Origin of the sequence: Polaromonas sp. 39-63-25, from assembly GCF_002278925.1 — a bacterium.
Classification (GTDB): Bacteria; Pseudomonadota; Gammaproteobacteria; order Burkholderiales; family Burkholderiaceae_C; genus Polaromonas.
Window position 1 is genome coordinate 15,483 of the sequence record NZ_NCJH01000008.1, and the last position, 19,412, is coordinate 34,894.

Consider the following 19,412-nt stretch of genomic DNA (forward strand, 5'->3'; position numbering starts at 1 on the left):
GCTCAATCCATCAGGTTGCGCAGGGCCGCTTCGATGGCCGCCGCCGTGGCCACGGGTTTTTCCATCGGGAACAGGTGGCTCCCGTCGAGCATCATGATGCGGCCTTTGGTGACCTTTTCGGTCATGGCCATGCCCACCTGTTTCATCTCGGCCGACTGGCGCCCGCCGATGAAGGCCACCGGGCACTTGAGCGGATGGCGCTTGAGCAGGCCCTCGAGGTTGTCGGGCAGGGTGTTGTAGATGGCGGTTTCCACATCGCGGTCAAAACTCAGCAGGCGCTGGCCGCCGGCATCGTGTGTGCCGTGTTCGATGTAGTCCAGCAGCACCTGTTCATCCCAGCGTGCAAAGGCTTTTTTGGTGCGGAAATGGGCCAGCACCTCGGCCTGGCCCAGCCACTCGTGCCGGCGCTTGCGGCTGATGGCGCCGGGTGAAATCGAGCCAACCAGCTGCGCACGTTTGGCCACGCTCAGCGCGGCGGCACGCCAGCCGCCCAGGATGGGCGAGTCGATCAGCAGCACACCACGCACCGGCAGGCCGCCGAGCACGGGATTGCGCGCGGCGCACATCAGGCTCAGGAAGCCGCCCAGCGAGTGGCCGACCAGAAAGGCCGCCTGGCCGGTTTTTTCGACCTGCTCGCTGGTGAAGTCGGCGAGCTGCTGCACCAGGTTGGGCCAGTTGCTGGTGACCGGGTAACGCGGGTCGTGGCCGAATTTTTCAATCGCCTTGACCTGGAAGCCGCGCGCGCGCAGCCCCTGGAACAACACGCCGTAGGTGCTTGCGGGAAAGCTGTTGCCGTGGGAGAAAATGATGAGGGGTTTGGTGGAGGCGGGCACGTCAGATCAGCTTTTCTTCGGGCGAGGTGATTTTTTTCAGCGGCTGGTTGCGTGTCAGCGGCGTCAACAGCGGCACCTGGGTTTCGCCGCCGGTCCACATCGGGTCCTCGATGCTGTCGAAAACTTCGCGCAGCTTTTTGCCCCAGTTGTCGTGCAGCATGCGGAAGTAGGGGTTCTCGTGGTCGATGCAGACCACCTTGTCGCTTTGCAGCGAGTTGACTTCATAAACCACCATGTCCAGCGGCAGACCGACGGACAGGTTGGACTTGAGGGTGGAGTCCATCGAGACCAGCGCGCATTTGGCGGCTTCGTCCAGCGGTGTTTCGGGGGTGATCACGCGGTCGAGCACCGGTTTGCCGTATTTGGATTCGCCGACCTGGAAGTAGGGCGTCTCCGGCGTGGCTTCGATGAAGTTGCCGGCCGAATAGAGCTGGAACAGGCGCATGCCTTCACCGCGGATCTGGCCGCCGAAGATCAGCGAGACATTGAACTCGACACCGGCATGTTTGAGGTCGTCGGCATCGCGCTCGTGCACGCGGCGGATGGCCGCACCCAGCACACGCGCCGCGTCGAACATGCTTTTGGCGTTCCAGATGGTGATGGGCGGGCCGCCTTCCGGGTCCTTGAGCTGCTCGATCTGCAGGATCTCGCGCACTGACTGCGAGATCGACAGGTTGCCGGCCGACAGCAGCACCATGAAACGGTCTTCCGGCTTTTCGTAAATGATCATCTTGCGGAAGGTGCTGATCTGGTCCAACCCGGCGTTGGTGCGGGAGTCGGAAAGAAACACCAGGCCGGCGTTGAGTTTGATGGCGACGCAGTAGGTCATGGGGGGCAATCGTTGGGGGTGGGACGGCTCAGGCAGCCGCTATTTTTTTCAGTTGGTACAGCGCGTCCAGCGCCTCGCGCGGGCTCAGCGCATCAGGGTCGATGCCGTGCAGGGCTTTTTCCACGGCACTGGGTTCGGCGGCGGGCTGCTCGGGCGGCGCGGCAAACAGGTCGACCTGGGCGCGGCTGGCGGTTTGCTGGGTTTCCAGCGCATCGAGCGCATGGCGCGCGTGGTTGACCACGGCCGCCGGCACACCGGCGAGTTTGGCCACCGCGATACCGTAACTCTTGCTGGCCGGACCGGGCTCGATGTGATGCAGAAAAACGATGCTGGCACCGGACTCGACCGCGCTGACGTGCACATTGACCGCCGCATGGTGGCGCGCCGGGAATTCGGTCAGTTCGAAATAATGGGTTGCAAACAGCGTGAAGGCCTGGGTCTTGTTGTGCAGGTGGGCGGCAATGCCGCCGGCCAGCGCCAGGCCGTCGAAGGTGGATGTGCCGCGGCCGATCTCGTCCATCAGCACCAGCGAGTGCGGCGTGGCGGCGTGCAGGATCTGCGCCGCCTCGGTCATCTCCAGCATGAAGGTGGACTGCGCGTTGGCCACGTCGTCGGCCGCGCCGATGCGGGTGTGGATGGCGTCGATCGGCCCCAGGCGGCAGGCGCTGGCCGGCACGAAGGAGCCCACGCTGGCCAGCAGCACGATGATGGCCACCTGGCGCATGTAGGTGGACTTGCCGCCCATGTTGGGGCCGGTGATGATCTGCATGCGGCTCTTGCCGCTCAGGCTGCAGTCGTTGGCGATGAAGGAGCCGCCGCTGGTTTCCGCCAGCCGCGCCTCGACCACCGGATGCCGTCCCTGGCTGATGTCTATGCAGGGCTCTTTCACGAACACCGGGGCGGTCCAGTTCAGCGTGAGTGAACGTTCGGCCAGCGCGCACAGGGCGTCCAGGCTGGCCAGCGCGCGCGCCAGGCGGCTCAGCACCGGCACAAACGCCTGCAGTTCATCGAGCAACTGCTCGTACAGCCATTTTTCGCGGGCCAGCGCACGCTCCTGCGCCGACAGGGCCTTGTCCTCGAAGGCCTTGAGTTCGGGTGTGATGTAACGCTCGGCGTTTTTCAGCGTCTGGCGGCGGCGGTAGTCGTCGGGCACCTTGTCGAGCTGGCCCTGGGTGACCTCGATGTAAAAGCCGTGCACCTTGTTGAACTGCACACGCAGGTTGGCGATGCCGGTGCGGGCCTTCTCGCGGCCTTCGAGGTCGAGCAGGAAGTCGTCGCAGTTGGTCTGGATCGCGCGCAGCTCGTCGAGGTCGGCGTCGCAGCCGTGGTTGATCACGCCGCCGTCGCGAATCAGCGCGGCGGGTTCGTCGAGCACATAACGCTGCAGCAGGGCGGCGCAGACAGGCGGCGCCTGCAGGTCCGCGAAAATAGTGGTCAAAAGTGCCGATAGCCCCTGCTGGCCGGGCGCCAGCAGCTCTGTTTTTTGTAGCGTATCGCGCAGGGCAATGAGCTCGCGCGGGCGCACCTGGCGCAGCGCGATGCGCGCGGTGATGCGTTCAACGTCGCTGCTGCCCTTGAGGCGGGCGCGCAGTGTCTGCTGCAGGCCGGCGCGCAGGGCGGTGATGGCTTCGAGCCGCGCGGCCGCCTGGCTGCGGTCGCGCCGCGGGCTCAGCAGCCAGCTTTTGAGCGCGCGGCTGCCCATGCCGGTGGTGCAGGTGTCGAGCAGTGAAAACAGCGTGGGCGAGTCCTCGCCGCGCAGGGTCTGGGTCAGCTCCAGGTTGCGCCGGGTGGTCTGGGGCAGTTCGATCAGCTCGCCCGAACGCACCACCTGCAGGCTGTGCACATGGGACAGCGCGCGGCCCTGGGTGTGTTCGGCATAACCGAGCAGCGCCGACGCCGCTGCGTGGGCCTCGGGCAGGGCCTCGGCGTTCCACGAGGCCAGCGAGGCCACCTGCAGCTGCGCCAGCAGCCGGCGCGCGCCCAGCGCGCTGTCGAACTGCCAGGCCGGGCGGGCGCTGACGGCACAGCGCTGGATTTTCAGGCGCTGCTCGAAGGCGGGCGTGACATCGACGTTGTAGAGCAGTTCGCTGGGCGCGATGCGGGCGATCCAGGCCTCAAGCTCGTCGCTGGCGCAGTGCGCCAGGTGGATTTCACCCTGCGTGACGCTGAGCCAGGCCAGGCCGCAGGTGTTGCGGCTGCCCTGGTGCACCGCCAGCAGGATGGATTCGGTCTTGTCGGCGAGCAGCTCGGTGTCGGTCAGGGTGCCGGGCGTGACCACCCGCACCACCTTGCGCTCGACCGGGCCCTTGGCGGTGGCCACGTCGCCGACCTGCTCGCAGATCGCCACCGACTCGCCCAGCTTGATCAGTTTGGCGAGGTAACCCTCCAGCGAGTGGAAGGGCACGCCGGCCATGACGACTGGTTCACCGGCCGACTGGCCGCGCCGGGTCAGCGTGATGTCGAGCAAGCGCGCGGCTTTTTCGGCGTCGGCATAAAACAATTCGTAAAAGTCACCCATGCGGTACAGCAGCAGGGTGTCTGGGTAGTCCGCCTTCAGGCCCAGGTACTGGGTCATCATTGGAGTATGGGTCTTAACGGCGTCGGTCATTGGCTCAAGTCTATCAACACCCGATGAGTCGTCTCTGCCGAAAAGGGCAGCGGTGCCGATGGCGGCAAGATTGGCGTGGGCCCCTCGAGCCCGGAAAGCACAGCGTCCACGATGGAACGAGCTGGTGGCCTGGCGTCCCCAGTTCAGTGGCCTTGATGAATGAACTGCACCAAAGCGGGGTATTCCTTGTGCACCGTGACGGTGCGTCGAGCTGGCGATTCGCCTTTTTCGGATTTGTTGATCGACTCGAGGTCTGTAACACGGCGGATCCCGTCGAATGATTCATGGAGGCCTTGCCTCCTGAGGAGCGTGGTGTTGGACGGGTTCGGGTTTCCTCTGGTGTTGAGTGAGAACTATATCTGGCATAAACCATGCTCATGCAAATTCAAGTGACTTGAACTGTATTCAAAGTGCTCTCAATCAGAATCCTGTTACTTGATTTGAACCATCCCTCCACCCGAAAGGAAACGACCATGCGTAGGCGAAACACAATATTGGCAGGAACGGCGCTGCTGACATCCATGAGTCTGGCTCTTCTGGCCAGTCCAGTCATGGCTAAAGAGGTGGTGAAAATCGCCTTTGTCGGTCCGTTGACCGGTGGGGTCTCCAATATGGGTCTGGGGGGGCGCAATTCTGCAGAATTGGCGGTACGCCTGCGCAATCAGGACCCGAAGTCCAAATACACCTATGAATTGGTGGCGCAGGACGACGAGTGCAAACCCAACGTGGGTGTGCAGGTGGCGACCAAGGTAGCCGCAGACAAAACTATCGTGGCGGGCGTCACGCACTATTGCTCCGCAGTCGCCATGGCCACGGCTGGCGTGTACAACCGTTTTGGCATGCCCGCTGTGGTGTGGGGTGCGGTTTTGCCAGAGGTCACCTACGGCAACAACTTCAAGGAGGTTCACCGTGTCAACGGCACGATGATCAATCAGAACGAGATTGCCTACAAGTTCATGGCCGGACTGGGGTACAAAAAATGGGCCATTATTCATGACACAACGGACTACGGCAAAGGGCACAACAAATACTTCAGCGAGTTCCTGAAAAAAGGTGGTGGTACGGTCCTGGGCACTTTCGGTGTGACGGCTGACCAACAGGACTTCACCACCGAACTGACCAAGATTCGTGAGTTGAATCCGGACGTCATTTACTTCGGCGGACTGACACCGCTCGGCGTACGGATTCGGACCCAGATGGAAAAGCTGGGCATCAAGGCTCAACTCCAGGGCACCTCCGGGATCAAGTCTGACGCCTATATTCAAGGTGCAGGCAAGGAACTGGCTGAAGGCACGCTTTCGTTTATCGAAGGGGCGCCATGGGAGAAGCTGCCGGGCGGGTTGTTCTTCACCAGCAAATACGCGCAGCAAAAATACAGTGAATCGGCAGAGGCTTATGGTCCCTTTGCGTTTGCCGCCGCCAATCTGATCATGGATGCGGTGGAGAAAGTCGGTCCGGATCGCAAAAAAGTGCGTGACACCCTGAACAGTACCAAGGATGTGGACACCATCATTGGCAAGGTGACCTTTGACGATCATCGCCAGAACATCGTTCCGCTCATCACCAAGTACGTGGTGGAAAACGGTGCATGGGTGGTTTGGGAAGACAGCAGCTACGGCAAAGGCAAGCGCAAGCTGGCCGGTCTGTAATTCCCTGGATACCCTCCTGCACGCCATCGGCGGCGCGGGAGGGTAATCTTCAATCGTTTCAGGAAACCTGATGAGTGAAGTTAGTCAATACATCTTCAACGGCCTGATGCTGGGCGTTATTTACGCCATGGTCGCTGTTGGCTTTACCCTGTTTTTCGGGGTTCTGGACGTTGTCAAGTTCTCGCACGGGGAGACCTTGATGGTGGGGGCCTTCGCCGGGCTCACCGCGTTCATCGTGATGATGAAAATCGGCGTGGCTTCTCCGGCACTACAGCTGCTCGCGGTGATTGTTTTTGCGGTCGCCGTGACTGGTTTGCTGGGAGCCGGCATCGCCAAGTTCCTGATCCTGCCGCTGCGTCATGCGCCACCGCTCAACACGCTGCTGGCGACGCTGATGCTCGGCACCGTGATGCGCGAGGCGGTTCGTCTGTTCTATCCTGACGGATCCAACCCAAAACCGTTTCCTGCATTGCTGCCTACCTCCATGGTTGAGCTGGGCGGGCTTTCATTGCGAATTGACAACCTCATTTTGCTGGCCAGCGGCCTGCTCGCCATTGCAGGGGTACACCTCCTCATCACGCGCACCAAACTCGGCATGGCGATTCGTGCCGTGGCGCAAGACGGGGAGACCGCTCGCTTGATGGGCATCAACTTCGAGGCGGTGGTGCTGATCACCTTTGCACTGGGGTCTGGCCTGGCTGCGCTCGCCGGCGTGATGAATGGCCTGTACTACAACGAAGTCAACTTCAATGTCGGCTTGCTGCTGGGGGTCATCGGGTTTGCCGCGGCCATTCTGGGGGGGCTGGGCAATATCTATGGCGCCATCATTGGCGGATTTCTTTTTGCTGCCTTGCAGGTGATTGGCAGCGCCATGTTGCCCGCACTGATTCCCGATATTCCAAGCTCTTACAAGGATGTTTTTGCCTTCGCCGTCGTCATCATTTTTATGGCCTGGAAGCCGACTGGTCTGATCGCCGAAAAGTCGAGCGAACGCGTTTAGTACCATGAAAACACAAGAATCCATGACCCCCGCGAAATCTGCCGTGATGCTCAGCATCGCGGCGCTGGTCCTGACCGTCTATGCATGGTTGTTCCTGCATGCAGAGAGCCAAATCGGCATTGCCATTTTGCTGGTTGCCGCGATCCTGGCAGTGATGTTGAGTCGCCGATTCGGCGTGACGTTGCTGGTCGAGGAGTCGGCCGCGCGGCGCCCGGGCTTGTCCCGATGGTTGGCAGTTGGCTGTGGCCTGGCCCTGATTGCGGCTTTCCACAGCTCACACTTCGTGTTGCTGATGCTGTGCGGCGTGTTGCTGTACGCCACGGCCTGTCTCGGTTTGACGGTGCAGTTCGGCTACGCGGGCGTGGCCAACTTTGCAGGTGCCGCATTTTTCGGCATTGGCAGTTACGCCACGGCCGTACTTGCTTCCCACACCGCCATTCCCCACGTCCTCGTCATCTTGATCTCTGGCTTGAGTGCCGCCCTTATCGGTTCGCTGCTGATCTTGCCGGTGTTGCGAACACGTGGTCACTATGCGGCGCTGGTCACCATCGCATTCGGCATCCTGTTCAAGACCTTCATCGAGGTCAACGATGTGCTGGGTGGGCCACAAGGCCTGCAGGTGCCCGGCATGAAATTGCTCGGCTTGTCGTTGAACGAGGGTTTCAGCCTGTTCGGCCTGGAGATCTCGTTTTATGTGACTTACGCATTACTCAGTCTTTCCATGTTCTCGGGCGTCTATGCCCTGGTCAATGCACTGGAGCGCTCCTGGGTCGGCCTGAGCATGGACGTGTTGCGAACCGATGAAACGGCGGCATCAACTTTCGGCCTGCACATCGTTCGCTGGAAGATCATCGCCTTCACCATGGGCAACTTTTTCGCGGGTATCGCCGGCGCTCTTTACGGGATGGTCATTGCATTTGTCGCGCCCAACAACTTCACTTTTGGTGATTCGCTGCTGATGCTCTCGATTGTCATTCTGGGTGGCCTGGGCAATATTGCCGGCCTGATCCCGGCCGCGGTGATTGTGTTGATTCTTCCTGAAAAACTTCAATTCATTCAGGAGTACCGCTTCCTGTTGTATGCAGCGCTGGTGATTGTGATTCTGCTGTTCCGGCCGCAGGGGCTGCTGCCGCGCAAGACACGGATATTTTTCGCCAGGAAGGATTCATGATGGCCGGCCAGTCCCTGATCTCGGTTGACAAGCTGACCATGCGTTTTGGCGGCCTGACGGCGCTCGATGAGCTGTCCATGACTGTGCAGGAGGGAGAAATACTCGGCCTGCTGGGTCCGAACGGCTCCGGCAAGACCACCTTCTTCAATGTGTTGACCGGGCTGTACAAAGCCAGCAGCGGCAGCATTTTCCTTGACGGTGAAAACATCATTGGCAAGACGCCGCAGGAGGTGTATCGCAGCGGCGTCGCCCGTACGTTCCAGCGTTCCCGCCTTTCACTGTCCCTCACGGTTTTCGACAATATTGTCATTGGCGACTATCAGCACATGCAGCATGGCCTGATCTTCAATCTGTTGCGGCGCAAGGCGTTTCGGGCCGAGTACGAAGCTTACGTCGAGAAAGTGACGGCCTTGCTGGAGATCTTCAGCCCTCCTCTGGTCGGGCGGCTGTTCGAGCCGGTCGATAGCTTCACGATGATCGACCGCCGCCGCATCGAGGTTTGTCGCGCGCTGCTGAGCGGGCCGCGCCTGTTGCTTCTGGACGAGCCCTCCGCAGGCATGACGCATGATGAAACAGACGAGTTGATGCAGGATATTTTGCAGGTACGTGGAAAGCTTGACAGGCTGTCTGTCGTCCTGATCGAGCATGAAATGAACGTAATCGAAAGAATCACTGACCGCTGCGTCGTCCTGAACTACGGCAAGAAAATCGCCGAAGGACGTTATGCCGAGATCACGGCCGATCCGCATGTGCAGACCGCTTACCTCGGAGAAGCTGCATGAGCAAGCTCAGTGTCAAGAATCTCACCACCGGCTATGACAAGGTCAATGTCCTGCATGATGTGTCGATCGAGGTGGAGCCGGGCAAGATCACCTGCATCCTGGGGTCAAACGGGGCAGGAAAGAGCACGCTGATCCGTTCGATTCTCGGCCTCACGCCTCCCCGTCAGGGAGAAATCTGGTGGGATGGGCGCAACCTGGCGGGTGAAAAAACGCACAAAATCATTGCCAGCGGCATTGCCTGCATTCCCGAAGGCCGCAAGGTCTTTCCGCGCATGACCGTCGGGGAGAACCTGGCACTCGGCGCTTTTCTGGAATCCTCCCCTGCCCGGATTCGGGAGCGGCTGGCGCGGGTCTACGAGATATTCCCGCGTCTGAAGGAACGGTCGGTGCAGCTTGCCGGCACCATGTCGGGCGGCGAGCAGGCCATGGTGTCGATTGGTCGCGGCCTGATGGCCGAACCCAAGTTGCTGCTGATTGATGAACCATCGCTGGGTTTGTCGCCTTTGTATGTGAAAGAAAACTTCAAGGTGATCCAGCAGATCAATGATCTCGGGGTGACGGTTCTTCTGGTGGAGCAGAACGCCCGTCAAACGCTGGCGATCGCGCACCATGGATATGTTCTTTCGCAGGGCAAGGTCGTTGCCTCGGGTACGGCGCAGGCGCTGTCCGAGAATGACGAAGTGCGTTCTGCCTATTTCGGCTGAGCAGGTCACATGCATGACATTCTGACGCTGTCTGCACGGGACCTGGCCGCCAGGGTTTCGCGCAGGGAATTGACGGCCGAAGCCGTGACGCGGGCCTACATCGAACAGATTCAGTCTTGCGAACCATCGGTCAAGGCATGGCAGTTCTTTGATGCAGACATGGCACTGCAAAGTGCGTGTGCACTGGACCGCCACGGCCATAGCAGCAGTGCCCTGCTGCGAGGTGTCCCGGTCGGGGTGAAAGACCTGATGGATACCGTGGACATGCCAACCGCCTATGGTTCGCCTATTTATGCGGGGCATCGTCCCAAGTTCGATGCCGCATGCGTGGCCGCCTGCCGGGATGCCGGGATGGTGGTGCTGGGCAAGACCGTCACCACCGAGTTCGCAACCTTTCAGCCTGGCGTGACATGCAATCCCCGCGCGCCGGCAGACGCGCCCCGCACGCCGGGCGGATCTTCCAGCGGTTCCGCCGCGGCGGTGGCTGCGAACATGGTGCCACTGGCATTCGGGACCCAGACGGCCGGTTCCATCGTGAGGCCCGCGGCCTACTGTGGCGTGATTGGCTACAAGCCCACCCATGGGACATTGCCGCTGGCCGGTGTCAAGCCGCTCGCGCCCAGTCTCGACACGGTCGGCGCGTTCGCACGCTCGGTGGATGATGCCGCGTTTTTTGTTGGCGCATTGACCCGGGTCAACCTGGATCCGCAGCGGCAATCGGCCCTTCGCGTGGGCATTTGCCATACCCCCCATTGGGATCTCGCCTCGGACGATGCACGCCGTGTGCTTGAACATTCGGCACGCCAGTTTGAAAAGGCGGGTGCACATGTCCATGACCTTGTGTTGCCGGCTTCGTGCGATGCGTTGACGCAGGTGCAAATTCAGATCATGGCTTATGAAGCCGCAGCAGCGTTTGCGCCGGAGCACCAGCGGCAAGCGGAAAAGTTCAGCCCGGCCTTTGCGCAACTCCTGGCATTGGGACAGTCGCTGAACGGGGCCGACTTCGCTGCCGCGCAGTTGCTGGCGATGGCTGCGCGACGGGCGCTGGACGCCGTCTTCGAGTCGGTCGATGTGCTTCTTGCCCCCAGCGCCGAAGGCGAGGCGCCTGCAGGGTTGGGCGCCACGGGTAATCCCATCTTCAACCGTCTCTGGACGCTGTTGGGGAACCCCTGTGTGCATGTGCCTGCAGGGACGGGAGCGCACGGCATGCCGGTAGGCGTCACGGTCATTGGCCCGCGATGGGCGGATGCGCTGACATTGAGCGCAGCGCATACGCTGGAGCTCAGTCTGGGTTGAACATGGACAAAGAGTTGAATGTGACCAAGCCGGAACAACGAGACCAGACGACGGCCTGCGAGCGCGCGCAGGACCATGTGCAACATGATCGCCTGCAATCGGTCATTGCCGAGCTTGCGGCCTTTGGCGGGCGGTCGGACGGCGGTGTTTCTCGCGAGACCCTGACCGACAGTGATCTCCAGGCGCGCCGTTATTTGATCGATCTGGCCCGTTCGCGCGGGTGCTCGGTAATGATCGATGACTGCGCCAACCTGTTTTTTCGTCGTCCGGGAACATCCGATTTGCCGCCGGTTCTGACCGGAAGCCATGCCGATACCCAGCCCGTCGGCGGCAAGCTGGACGGGGCCTATGGCGTGCTTGCAGGCCTGGAAGTGATTGCTGCGTTGAACGATGCGGGCATCGAGACCCTGCGGGCTGTCGAGGTCGTTGCGTGGACCAACGAAGAGGGGTGCCGCTTTGGTCCAGGTGCCATGGGCTCCAGTGCTTTTGTCGACCCGAGTTGTCTGCCCACCTATCGAAAATCTGTCGACGCCCAGGGTGTGAGTTTTGGGGAGGCGTTGGACCTGGCCCTGCGGGCTGTACCGGATGTTCCCCGTCGGCCAATGGCTGAACCGATGTCTGCTTGCGTGGAACTGCATATCGAGCAAGGCCCCGTGCTCGAGCGTGCCCTTGTGCCGCTGGGCGTCGTCACAGGCATCCAGAGCGTACGCTGGTATCGCGTCCTGGTGACTGGCGCTGCCGGCCATGCGGGCACCATGCCCATGGGCGAGCGCGCCGATGCCATGGCCGCTGCCGTCGGGCTGGCGCAGCAGCTGTATGCCTATCAGGCGGTGGCGGTTGGGGGTAAATTGCGGCTGACGCTGGGCCGATGGCAGGTGAGCCCCAATTCCATCAACACGATTCCCGGTGCCGTGGAGTTCACGGTCGATGTTCGCTGTGTCGATGAGCAGGTGTTGGTTCAGTTCGAGGTGGCCTTGAAGGAGATCACCCAAGCCTATTCCTGGGCAGGAGAGATTGAATTCGAATCCCTTTTTTCACGTCCCCCGACGCATTTCCCTGCCGCGATGCTGGAACTGATTGAGCAGGCCTGCACGCGCGCTTGCAGCAACGCTTCGCTGGCTGCGCCGTTGCGGCTGACGTCCGGCGCCTTTCATGACGCCATGTACCTCGCGGAGCATTGCCCGACGGCGATGATTTTTGTTCCGAGCAAGGGGGGGGTCAGTCATAATGCTGCGGAGGAAACCGCACCTCAGGAGTTGTTTCTGGGCGTTCAGGCGCTGGCTTATGCAGTGACATCGCTGGCCAATGCCTGACCTCCGGTGAAAACAAGTGGAAATGCTCATGAAATCAAATCCTGTTGCTGTGCCGAAACCGGACGACAGTGTCGTCAAACCCCCCTCCATGCTGGGCGTCCGGTTGAGGCATGCGCGCCTGGTTGCCGGTTTGACCATGACGCAGGTGGCTCAGAAATCGCAATGTTCGGAAAGCCTGATCTCAAAAATAGAAAACGGGCAGGCCTCTCCTTCGCTGGCCATGCTGCATCGAATTGCGGTCACGCTCGACACAAACATCGCCGTGTTGACGACGGAAGAAGCGCCCGGGGAGGGGCCAGTCCGGCCCAATGGCGAGCGCCCCGTGATCAGAGCCGGTGGAATTTCCCTGGAGCGCATCACGCTTCCCAAGCGGGGGGGGCTGTTGCAGGCCAATATTCACATCGTTGCGCCAGGCGAGGCGAGCGACGGCTTGATAGAACATGTCGGGGAAGAGGTTGGCTTTGTTCTGGAGGGCACGCTTGAGCTGGTACTGGGGAGCGAGCGGCACCTGATCCAGGCGGGGGACGCGTTTTATTTTTCCAGCCAGACGCCTCACGGGTATCGCAATGTTGGCAAGGTCGTTGCAAGAATTTTTTGGGTGAATACGCCAGCGACTTTCTAGTCAGGACATGGCCAAACGCCGGTGCGGCGCAGCATTGCTTTGTCGAACGTTGTCCACCGTCGTGATGTCGAGCAGGCGAGCGCCTTTTCGGCGTCTGCCTGAAACAAACAATTCGTAAAAGTCGCCCATGCGGTACAGCCGCATGGGTGTCGGGGTAGTCCACCTTCAGGCCCAGGGACTGGGTCATCATGGGCGTGTGTTTTCCGGCGCCGGCGGTGGCCGGATCCGGGATGTCGGAAATCGCCGCGAGGCGGACCTTTCCGACCTTTCCCGGAGGGCGTTGGCCATTGCGCCGGGCTTGTAAATCCCGAAAGATCAGACATTTCACTACAAACAGGGCGCTTGCCCCGACGTAGACTCAGGGACTGCAAACCTGACCTCCGCGATCAGCCCATTTTTGGGTCGCTCTGGCAGGGCTTGCTGGAAGCTCGACAACGCCCACGAAGGAAAAACCATGACCGAGCTGAATTCACCAGCCGCCCCGGCTCCCGCCGCCCCGGGCGAGTGCGATGTGCTGGTCATTGGCGGCGGTCCGGCGGGTTCCACGGCGGGAGCGCTGCTGACCCAGCGGGGCTACAAGGTGGTGGTGCTGGAGAAAGAACACCATCCGCGCTTTCACATTGGCGAGTCGCTGCTGCCGGCCAACCTCCCGCTGTTTGAAAAACTCGGGGTGGCGGACGCCGTCCGGGCCATCGGCATCGAGAAATGGGGCGCCGAGTTTGTGTCGCCCTGGCACGACAACAAGAGCCAGACCTTCATGTTCGGCGACGCCTGGGACAAGTCCATGCCGTTTTCCTACCAGGTGCGGCGCTCAGAGCTTGACGAGATCCTGATACGCAATGCCGCCAAAGCCGGCGCCGAGGTGATTGAAGGCTGCCGGGTGCGCGAGGTGGCTTTCGCGGCCGACCGCAGCGGCGCCACGGTGCATGCGCAGCATGAGGACGGCCGCCTGCAGGACTGGCGCGCCCGCTTTGTGGTGGACGCCTCGGGCCGCGACACCCTGCTGGGCAAGCAGTTCGACATCAAGCGCCGCAACCCCAAACACAACAGCTCGGCCCTGTATGCGCACTTCACCGGCGCCACGCGGCATCCGGGGCAGGACGAAGGCAACATCACGATTTTCTGGTTCGACCACGGCTGGTTCTGGTTCATTCCACTGGCCGACGGCGCCACCAGCATAGGTGCGGTGGTCTGGCCGTATTACCTCAAGAGCCGCAGCAAACCCGTGAAGGAATTTTTCCTCGATACGATCGCCCTGTGTCCGGCGCTCGAGGAGCGCCTGGCCCACGCCACGCTGTCGTCCGATGTCGAGGCGACCGGCAACTTTTCCTACACCTGCGAACGCACGTATGGCCCCAACTACGTGATGATCGGTGACGCGTTCACCTTCATCGACCCGGTGTTTTCGTCGGGTGTCATGCTGGCCATGCAGGGCGGTTTTGTCGCTGCCGACACGGTTGACACCTGTCTGCGCGAACCGCCGAAAGCTGCTGCCGCGCTGGCGCATTTCGACCGCCAGGTGCGCAAGGGGCCGAAAGAGTTTTCGTGGTTCATCTACCGCGTGACGAACCCGACCATGCGCGACATGTTCATGGGGCCGCGCAATGTGTGGCGCGTGAAGGAGGCCCTGCTGTCCATGCTGGCGGGCGACATTTTCGGCAAGACGCCGATCTGGGGTTCGCTGGCGGTGCTCAAGGCGATTTTCTATATTTCCTCGGCCCTGAACTACAAACGCACCTTGCAGGCGATCCGCATGCGCAAGGCCAATATCCAGGTGGTCGAGGACGCGGCGCCTGCGGCGCGCTGACCGCCGTTAGACACGGATGCCATGAAACACGAGTCGAATGCCCTCATGAACGAGCCGCTGGCGCTGTCGTCGTCCCGCCGTGCCCTGCATGAAACCGCCAGGCTGCACCTGGGTTACCTGGCGTTGGGCCTGATCAGCCTGCTTGTCACGCTGCTGGCCTTTCCGATGCGCGCGTTGCTGCCGCGTGTGATGAGCAAACGGCTGGGACGCAAGCTGGTGACCGTGGCAACGCGGCGCTACCTGCGGTTTCTGATGTTGATCGGGGCCTGCCGCTTCGACCTCTCGGAACTGGACGGCTTGCAGGGCGAAGCGCCCATGGTCATCGCGCCCAACCACCCGTCGCTGCTCGATGCGGTGATGATTCTGTCGCGCCTGCCCGGTGCGGGCTGCATCATGAAGGCCGAACTCGTCAACAGTGTTTTTTACGGCGCGGGTGCGCGGCTGGCCGGCTACATCCGCAACACGCCGCTGCGCACCATGGTGCAGCTGGCGGTGGACGATCTGCACCAGGGCAGCCATCTGCTGCTGTTTCCCGAAGGTACACGCACCACGCGGTTTCCCGTGGGCCCCTTGCAGGGGACGACCGGGCTGATAGCCAAAAGTGCGGGGGTGCCAGTGCAGACGGTGTTTATTGAAACCAGCTCCGGTTTCCTGGGCAAAGGCTGGCCTTTGCTGCGAGCCCCTAAAATGCCCATCACTTACCGGGTCCGTCTCGGCAAGCGTTTTGATCCGCCGCAGCACACGGCGCGTTTCGTCAGCGAGCTCGAGCAGTATTTCCAGACCGAGCTGGCGCACGCGCAGTTGCCCGGTTTCCCCGTTTCACCGCCGGCCTGAGCATCGTGGCCTGGCGCCCCTTGTCCAGGCTCCCACACGATGACTGTTTCTGCTCCCGGCGCGTCCCGTACCCATCTGGTCCTGATACCCAGCTACAACCCCGGCCCCAAGGTCTATGAAACCGTGCGCGCGGCGCGCGCTCAGTGGACGCCGGTCTGGGTCGTGGTGGACGGCAGCACCGACGACAGTGCTGCCGGCCTGCAGGCCATGGCGGCGCAGGATGAGGGCTTGCGCGTGATCGTGCTGCCGCACAACGTGGGCAAGGGCGCGGCGGTGCTGCACGGGCTGGACCTGGCGACGGCGCAGGGTTTCACGCATGTGCTGACCATGGACTCCGACGGCCAGCACCCGGCCCACCTGATTCCGCCATTCATGGCCGCGTCGAGCGCGCAACCCGAGGTCATGGTGCTGGGCATGCCGGTGTTTGCGGCCGACGCGCCGCGCCTGCGTGTCAATGGCCGCAAGGTTTCCAATGGCTGGGCCAACCTGGAAACGCTGTGGGCCGGCATCGGCGACTCGCTGTTCGGTTTTCGCATTTACCCGATCGCGCCGCTGCGCCGCGTCATGCACGGCCAGCGCTGGATGCGGCGCTTTGACTTTGACCCCGAGGCGGTGGTGCGCATGTGCTGGCTGGGCGTCAAGCCCGTCAACCTACCGGCCACCGTCAAATACTTCCGGCCCGACGAAGGCGGCGTGTCTCACTTCAATTACCTGCGCGATAACCTGCTGCTGAGTTGGATGCACTCGCGCCTGTTTTTCGGTTTTGTGCTGCGCCTGCCGGTGCTGCTGGCACGGCGCTGGTCCGGTCGCGCTTGAGTGGCAGCGCTCAGGGCGTCCGCTTCTCTGCGACAGGCCGTGAACCGACGGGACTGCAACTAGGGTTTGATTGCCTGATACTCGGAAAACACGCCAACTTCCACGTGTTGTTTGACCTGCACCAGCCCGGCAGCGCCCAGTGTAGCCATGACTTGTTCCGGCGGGACGCAGGCTTCTATGCTGTCCCAGTAGTAACGCCAGATCGTTGCGGTCTCTTTTTGCCGGGAAACAAACCGTGTCAGCAACGGTATCACGCTGCGCATATAGGTCTTGAGGACCCACTGTCCCAGACCACTTTTGGCCTGGGTGATTTCGAGGATGCACAGGCGGCCGCCGGGTTTCAATACCCGTTGAAATTCTGCAAACGCCACCCCCAGATCGCTGATGTGGCGAAGGGCGTAACCCATGCTCAGGAAATCAAAGTGATTGTCCGGGAAGGGCAATGATTCGGCCCGGCCCTCCATCAGCACCATGGTCCTGGGTAGCTTGCTGGCCGCCAGCATGCCGGGGCTTGGATCAATCCCGGTGACCAGGGCCGGGTCGCCGGCCAGAAGACAGGCCTGCGCCGCCACCAGGCCGGTTCCCACACCCACGTCGAGCACCCGCATGCCCGCTTTCAGGCCGCCGCGAACGAGGGCCTGGCGCCGATACCGCGAACCGGTACCCCAGGCCAGCATGGCCTCGATACGGTCGTAGTCGGCAGCGGTGTTGTCAAAAATCCGGCGTAAATAGGCTTGCCTGTCCTGCTCGGTCTTGTAGTAGTCGGTCAACGGTACGTGGGGCGCATGCACCACGTTGGCCTGTTCGGAAGTGTTCATGAATCTGACCTTTAAACCTGAAACGGCAGTAGGACGCGCCCGTGGGCCGCCGTGGGTGTGCGTTGGCAAGGTGCGACGATGAGGCAGGTCGATGCCTGCCGGAAAGTGCAACACGGCCAGCGCTGCACCGGAGTGGTTTTTTTATCAGGCGGGAGTCCCGACCCTGAAAAAACCCCTGCATCCCGGATCAGCCAGTTTCAAGTGATTTTTTTTGTCCGTCAATCAGACAAGAGCCGCTTTTCAGGTCAGATCATGCCGCCATTGATGGAAATGACCTGGCCGCTGATGTAGGCCGCACGTTCCGAGGCCAGAAAGCCGACGAGGTCGGCGACTTCCTCGGCTTTGCCGGCACGTTTCATCGGCACCATGCGGTCGATGACGTCCTTGCTGAAGGCGCCCTGGGTCATGGCGGTGTCTATGATGCCGGGGGCCACGGCGTTGACCGTGATGCCGCGGCTCGCCACTTCCAGCGCCAGTGACTTGGTGGCCGCATGCAGGGCACCCTTGGCGGCCGAGTAGTTGACCTGCCCCCGGTTGCCGGCCACAGCCGCGACTGACGTGATGGTGATGATGCGGCCCCAGCGGGTGCGGATCATGGGCATGGTCAACGGCTGGGTGACGTGGAAAAAACCATTGAGCGAGACATCCAGCACGCGCTGCCACTGGGCCAGCTGCATGCCGGGAAACACCGCATCGTCATGGATGCCGGCGTTGTTGACCAGCACCTGGATGGGGCCGTCCTCAAGCAGGGTTTCCAGGGCCCGGGCGGTGGCCGCGGCGTCGGTCACATCGAAAGCCACGGCCTGGGCCTGGCCGCCCTGGGCCACGATGTCGGCGGCGACCGCCTGCGCCGTGGCCAGGTGGCTGTTGGCGTGGACGATGACGGCAAAGCCATCGGCCGCCAGGCGCCGGCTGATGGCTGAGCCCAGGCCGCCGCTGCCGCCGGTGACCAGTGCGCGTTTGAGGGGGGGGGTCATGGGGGACTCGCTGCCGCTGCGGGCGGTGGGGTGGAGGGGGGCAGCGCCAGCGCCGATGCATCGAGCACCACCACGGCGCGGCCGCTGAGCAGGGGCTGGTCGCCGGCCTGCACGGCAAAGCTGTAGAGCACGGTGTTGTCGTCGCCGGTCAGCCGGTCGGCGCGGATGCTCAGGTCGCCTGCGACCGTGTCCAGCCGTTCGACGAACAGCGTGACGCTGCGCATGCTGGCCAGGTAGCCGGCGCGCGGCGGCGTGTTGGCAGTGTTCGCGCCGGCCAGGGCTTGGGCCACCAGTGTGCCGTGCACGGCCATGGCCTGCGCGGCGTACTCCACGCCGCAGGCCGCACCGAGCCGGCCATGGGCCCGCAACGGATGGTCGGGCGCGTGGTGGCTGCTCGCCTGGCAGATGATGTGCTGGGTGTCCCAGGTGCTGACGCTGTCCAGCAGGCACATGGCGCCCTGATGGGGGATGCGGCGCGCGATGTCCTCGTGTCGCAGCGTGGCGGGAGGATGCGCGGCGCTCAGCATGGACTCACCTGCACGGCCAGCTGCAGACCATCGAGGTAGTCAAGCACGATCTCACCTGCCTCCTGCGTGGCCACACTGCGCAGCAGCGGCAGGCAGCGGGCCGCGGGAATGCTGGCGCGCAGCTGCTCCAGCGCGCTGCCGGTCATGGCGGTTGCGCTGGCGCCTGTGAGGCAGGTGGCTGGGGCCAGGGTCCACTTGGCCAGGCTGCACTCGCTGGGTTGCGGGGCCAGCACCAAGGCCACGCCGAAGGAGTCCGGCAGGGGTCGCACGCTATGCAGCGGTTCGGGGTAGTCGGTGTCATAGGCGACCAGCAGGACGGCCGTCTGATCGACCACCGCCTGCGTCATCGCTTCAAGCAGGCCGGCTGCAAAACTGCCATCGTGGGCGCACAGCACGGAGGATGTCGCCATGGAGCCGCTGGAGATGCTCCAGTAGCCGGAAGAAGCGTTGTGCACCGAGTTGTGAAAACGCGTGGGCGAGATCAGCCTGTCGCCCGATGCCAGTGCCTTGCAGATTTCATGGCAATTGATGGCGTCGCCGCTCGACGATGAAAACACCGAGGGCAGCCTGGCTGTGGACAGGCCCGAGGCAGTCACGGCTTCCTGGCCGACGGCCAGCGAGACCTTGACCACGGCGCCCGCACGCCGGCGTTCGGCCGGGGGCAGGGCCATGGGCAGCGGCAGCACGCAGCGCGCCGCCTCGTAAGGAGCGCCGCCGGCCAGCTGTTCGCGGCCCGGCGCCCAGCCCGACAGGCCCGGGCCCAGCAGGCCGATGCCTTCGACATAAACCGTGAGGGACGTTGCAGCGGATGCAGGATGTGTCATCG

At 62.5% G+C, this 19,412-nt stretch carries 18 protein-coding genes; 11 read left to right on the top strand and 7 right to left on the bottom strand.

All coding sequences use genetic code 11. The features are described from left to right. Positions 1–2: 2 nt before the first annotated feature. The 3 genes from B7X65_RS11740 to mutS are packed head-to-tail and all read right to left on the bottom strand — an operon-like array spanning position 3 to position 4,270. On the bottom strand, positions 3–833 hold the full coding sequence (locus tag B7X65_RS11740; RefSeq protein ID WP_293594487.1) for an alpha/beta hydrolase: 831 nt from the start codon (positions 831–833) through the stop codon (positions 3–5). Between the two features lies 1 nt (position 834). Next, complete coding sequence (locus tag B7X65_RS11745; protein WP_293594488.1) at positions 835–1,662, bottom strand: proteasome-type protease; 828 nt, start codon at positions 1,660–1,662, stop codon at positions 835–837. 28 nt (positions 1,663–1,690) lie between these two features. Beyond that, on the bottom strand, positions 1,691–4,270 hold the full coding sequence (gene mutS, locus B7X65_RS11750) for a DNA mismatch repair protein MutS (RefSeq protein ID WP_293594489.1): 2,580 nt from the start codon (positions 4,268–4,270) through the stop codon (positions 1,691–1,693). 473 nt (positions 4,271–4,743) lie between these two features. On the opposite strand from mutS, the gene B7X65_RS11755 reads away from it, so the two are divergent. The 11 genes from B7X65_RS11755 to B7X65_RS11805 all read left to right on the top strand — a co-directional run bounded on the left by B7X65_RS11755 (position 4,744) and on the right by B7X65_RS11805 (position 16,264). After that, positions 4,744–5,919, top strand: a complete 1,176-nt coding sequence (locus B7X65_RS11755) for a branched-chain amino acid ABC transporter substrate-binding protein (RefSeq protein ID WP_293594490.1) — start codon at positions 4,744–4,746, stop codon at positions 5,917–5,919. 70 nt (positions 5,920–5,989) lie between these two features. After that, on the top strand, positions 5,990–6,919 hold the full coding sequence (locus tag B7X65_RS11760; protein ID WP_293594491.1) for a branched-chain amino acid ABC transporter permease: 930 nt from the start codon (positions 5,990–5,992) through the stop codon (positions 6,917–6,919). Positions 6,920–6,941: 22 nt separating this feature from the next. Next, positions 6,942–8,090 (top strand): branched-chain amino acid ABC transporter permease, encoded by a 1,149-nt coding sequence (locus B7X65_RS11765; RefSeq protein ID WP_293594492.1) that lies wholly within the window; start codon positions 6,942–6,944, stop codon positions 8,088–8,090. Next, positions 8,090–8,872 carry an ATP-binding cassette domain-containing protein gene (locus tag B7X65_RS11770; RefSeq protein ID WP_293594643.1) on the top strand — a complete coding sequence of 261 codons (783 nt, stop codon included), beginning with the start codon at positions 8,090–8,092 and terminating at the stop codon, positions 8,870–8,872. Before B7X65_RS11765 ends, B7X65_RS11770 begins: the two co-directional genes overlap by 1 nt. Then, complete coding sequence (locus tag B7X65_RS11775; protein WP_293594493.1) at positions 8,869–9,576, top strand: ABC transporter ATP-binding protein; 708 nt, start codon at positions 8,869–8,871, stop codon at positions 9,574–9,576. The genes B7X65_RS11770 and B7X65_RS11775 overlap by 4 nt, the downstream gene beginning before the upstream one ends. A 9-nt stretch (positions 9,577–9,585) precedes the next feature. Next, positions 9,586–10,872, top strand: a complete 1,287-nt coding sequence (locus B7X65_RS11780) for an amidase (protein ID WP_293594494.1) — start codon at positions 9,586–9,588, stop codon at positions 10,870–10,872. 2 nt (positions 10,873–10,874) lie between these two features. Then, positions 10,875–12,185, top strand: coding sequence for a M20 family metallo-hydrolase (locus B7X65_RS11785; RefSeq protein WP_293594495.1), 1,311 nt, complete (start codon positions 10,875–10,877; stop codon positions 12,183–12,185). A 28-nt stretch (positions 12,186–12,213) separates the two neighbouring features. After that, positions 12,214–12,807 carry an XRE family transcriptional regulator gene (locus B7X65_RS11790; RefSeq protein WP_293594496.1) on the top strand — a complete coding sequence of 198 codons (594 nt, stop codon included), beginning with the start codon at positions 12,214–12,216 and terminating at the stop codon, positions 12,805–12,807. Positions 12,808–13,261: 454 nt separating this feature from the next. Next, a complete protein-coding gene (locus B7X65_RS11795) occupies positions 13,262–14,614 on the top strand; it encodes an NAD(P)/FAD-dependent oxidoreductase (protein ID WP_293594497.1) in 1,353 nt (450 codons plus the stop codon). Between the two features lie 21 nt (positions 14,615–14,635). Further along, complete coding sequence (locus tag B7X65_RS11800) at positions 14,636–15,448, top strand: lysophospholipid acyltransferase family protein (protein WP_293594498.1); 813 nt, start codon at positions 14,636–14,638, stop codon at positions 15,446–15,448. Between the two features lie 39 nt (positions 15,449–15,487). Further along, positions 15,488–16,264 (top strand): glycosyltransferase family 2 protein, encoded by a 777-nt coding sequence (locus B7X65_RS11805; RefSeq protein WP_293594499.1) that lies wholly within the window; start codon positions 15,488–15,490, stop codon positions 16,262–16,264. 59 nt (positions 16,265–16,323) lie between these two features. Here the strand turns inward: B7X65_RS11805 and B7X65_RS11810 are convergent, their stop codons facing one another. The 4 genes from B7X65_RS11810 to B7X65_RS11825 form a co-directional block, all read right to left on the bottom strand. Continuing rightward, entirely contained in the window at positions 16,324–17,082 is a 759-nt protein-coding gene (locus B7X65_RS11810) for a class I SAM-dependent methyltransferase (RefSeq protein WP_293594500.1), read from the bottom strand. A 245-nt stretch (positions 17,083–17,327) separates the two neighbouring features. Further along, positions 17,328–18,059, bottom strand: coding sequence for a 3-oxoacyl-ACP reductase FabG (gene fabG, locus B7X65_RS11815; RefSeq protein ID WP_293594501.1), 732 nt, complete (start codon positions 18,057–18,059; stop codon positions 17,328–17,330). Further along, the gene (locus B7X65_RS11820; protein ID WP_293594502.1) at positions 18,056–18,586 is read right to left on the bottom strand and encodes a 3-hydroxylacyl-ACP dehydratase; all 531 of its coding nucleotides are present in this window, start codon (positions 18,584–18,586) and stop codon (positions 18,056–18,058) included. The genes fabG and B7X65_RS11820 overlap by 4 nt, the downstream gene beginning before the upstream one ends. Next, complete coding sequence (locus tag B7X65_RS11825; protein ID WP_293594503.1) at positions 18,580–19,410, bottom strand: beta-ketoacyl synthase chain length factor; 831 nt, start codon at positions 19,408–19,410, stop codon at positions 18,580–18,582. The genes B7X65_RS11820 and B7X65_RS11825 overlap by 7 nt, the downstream gene beginning before the upstream one ends. Between the last annotated feature and the right edge of the window lie 2 nt (positions 19,411–19,412).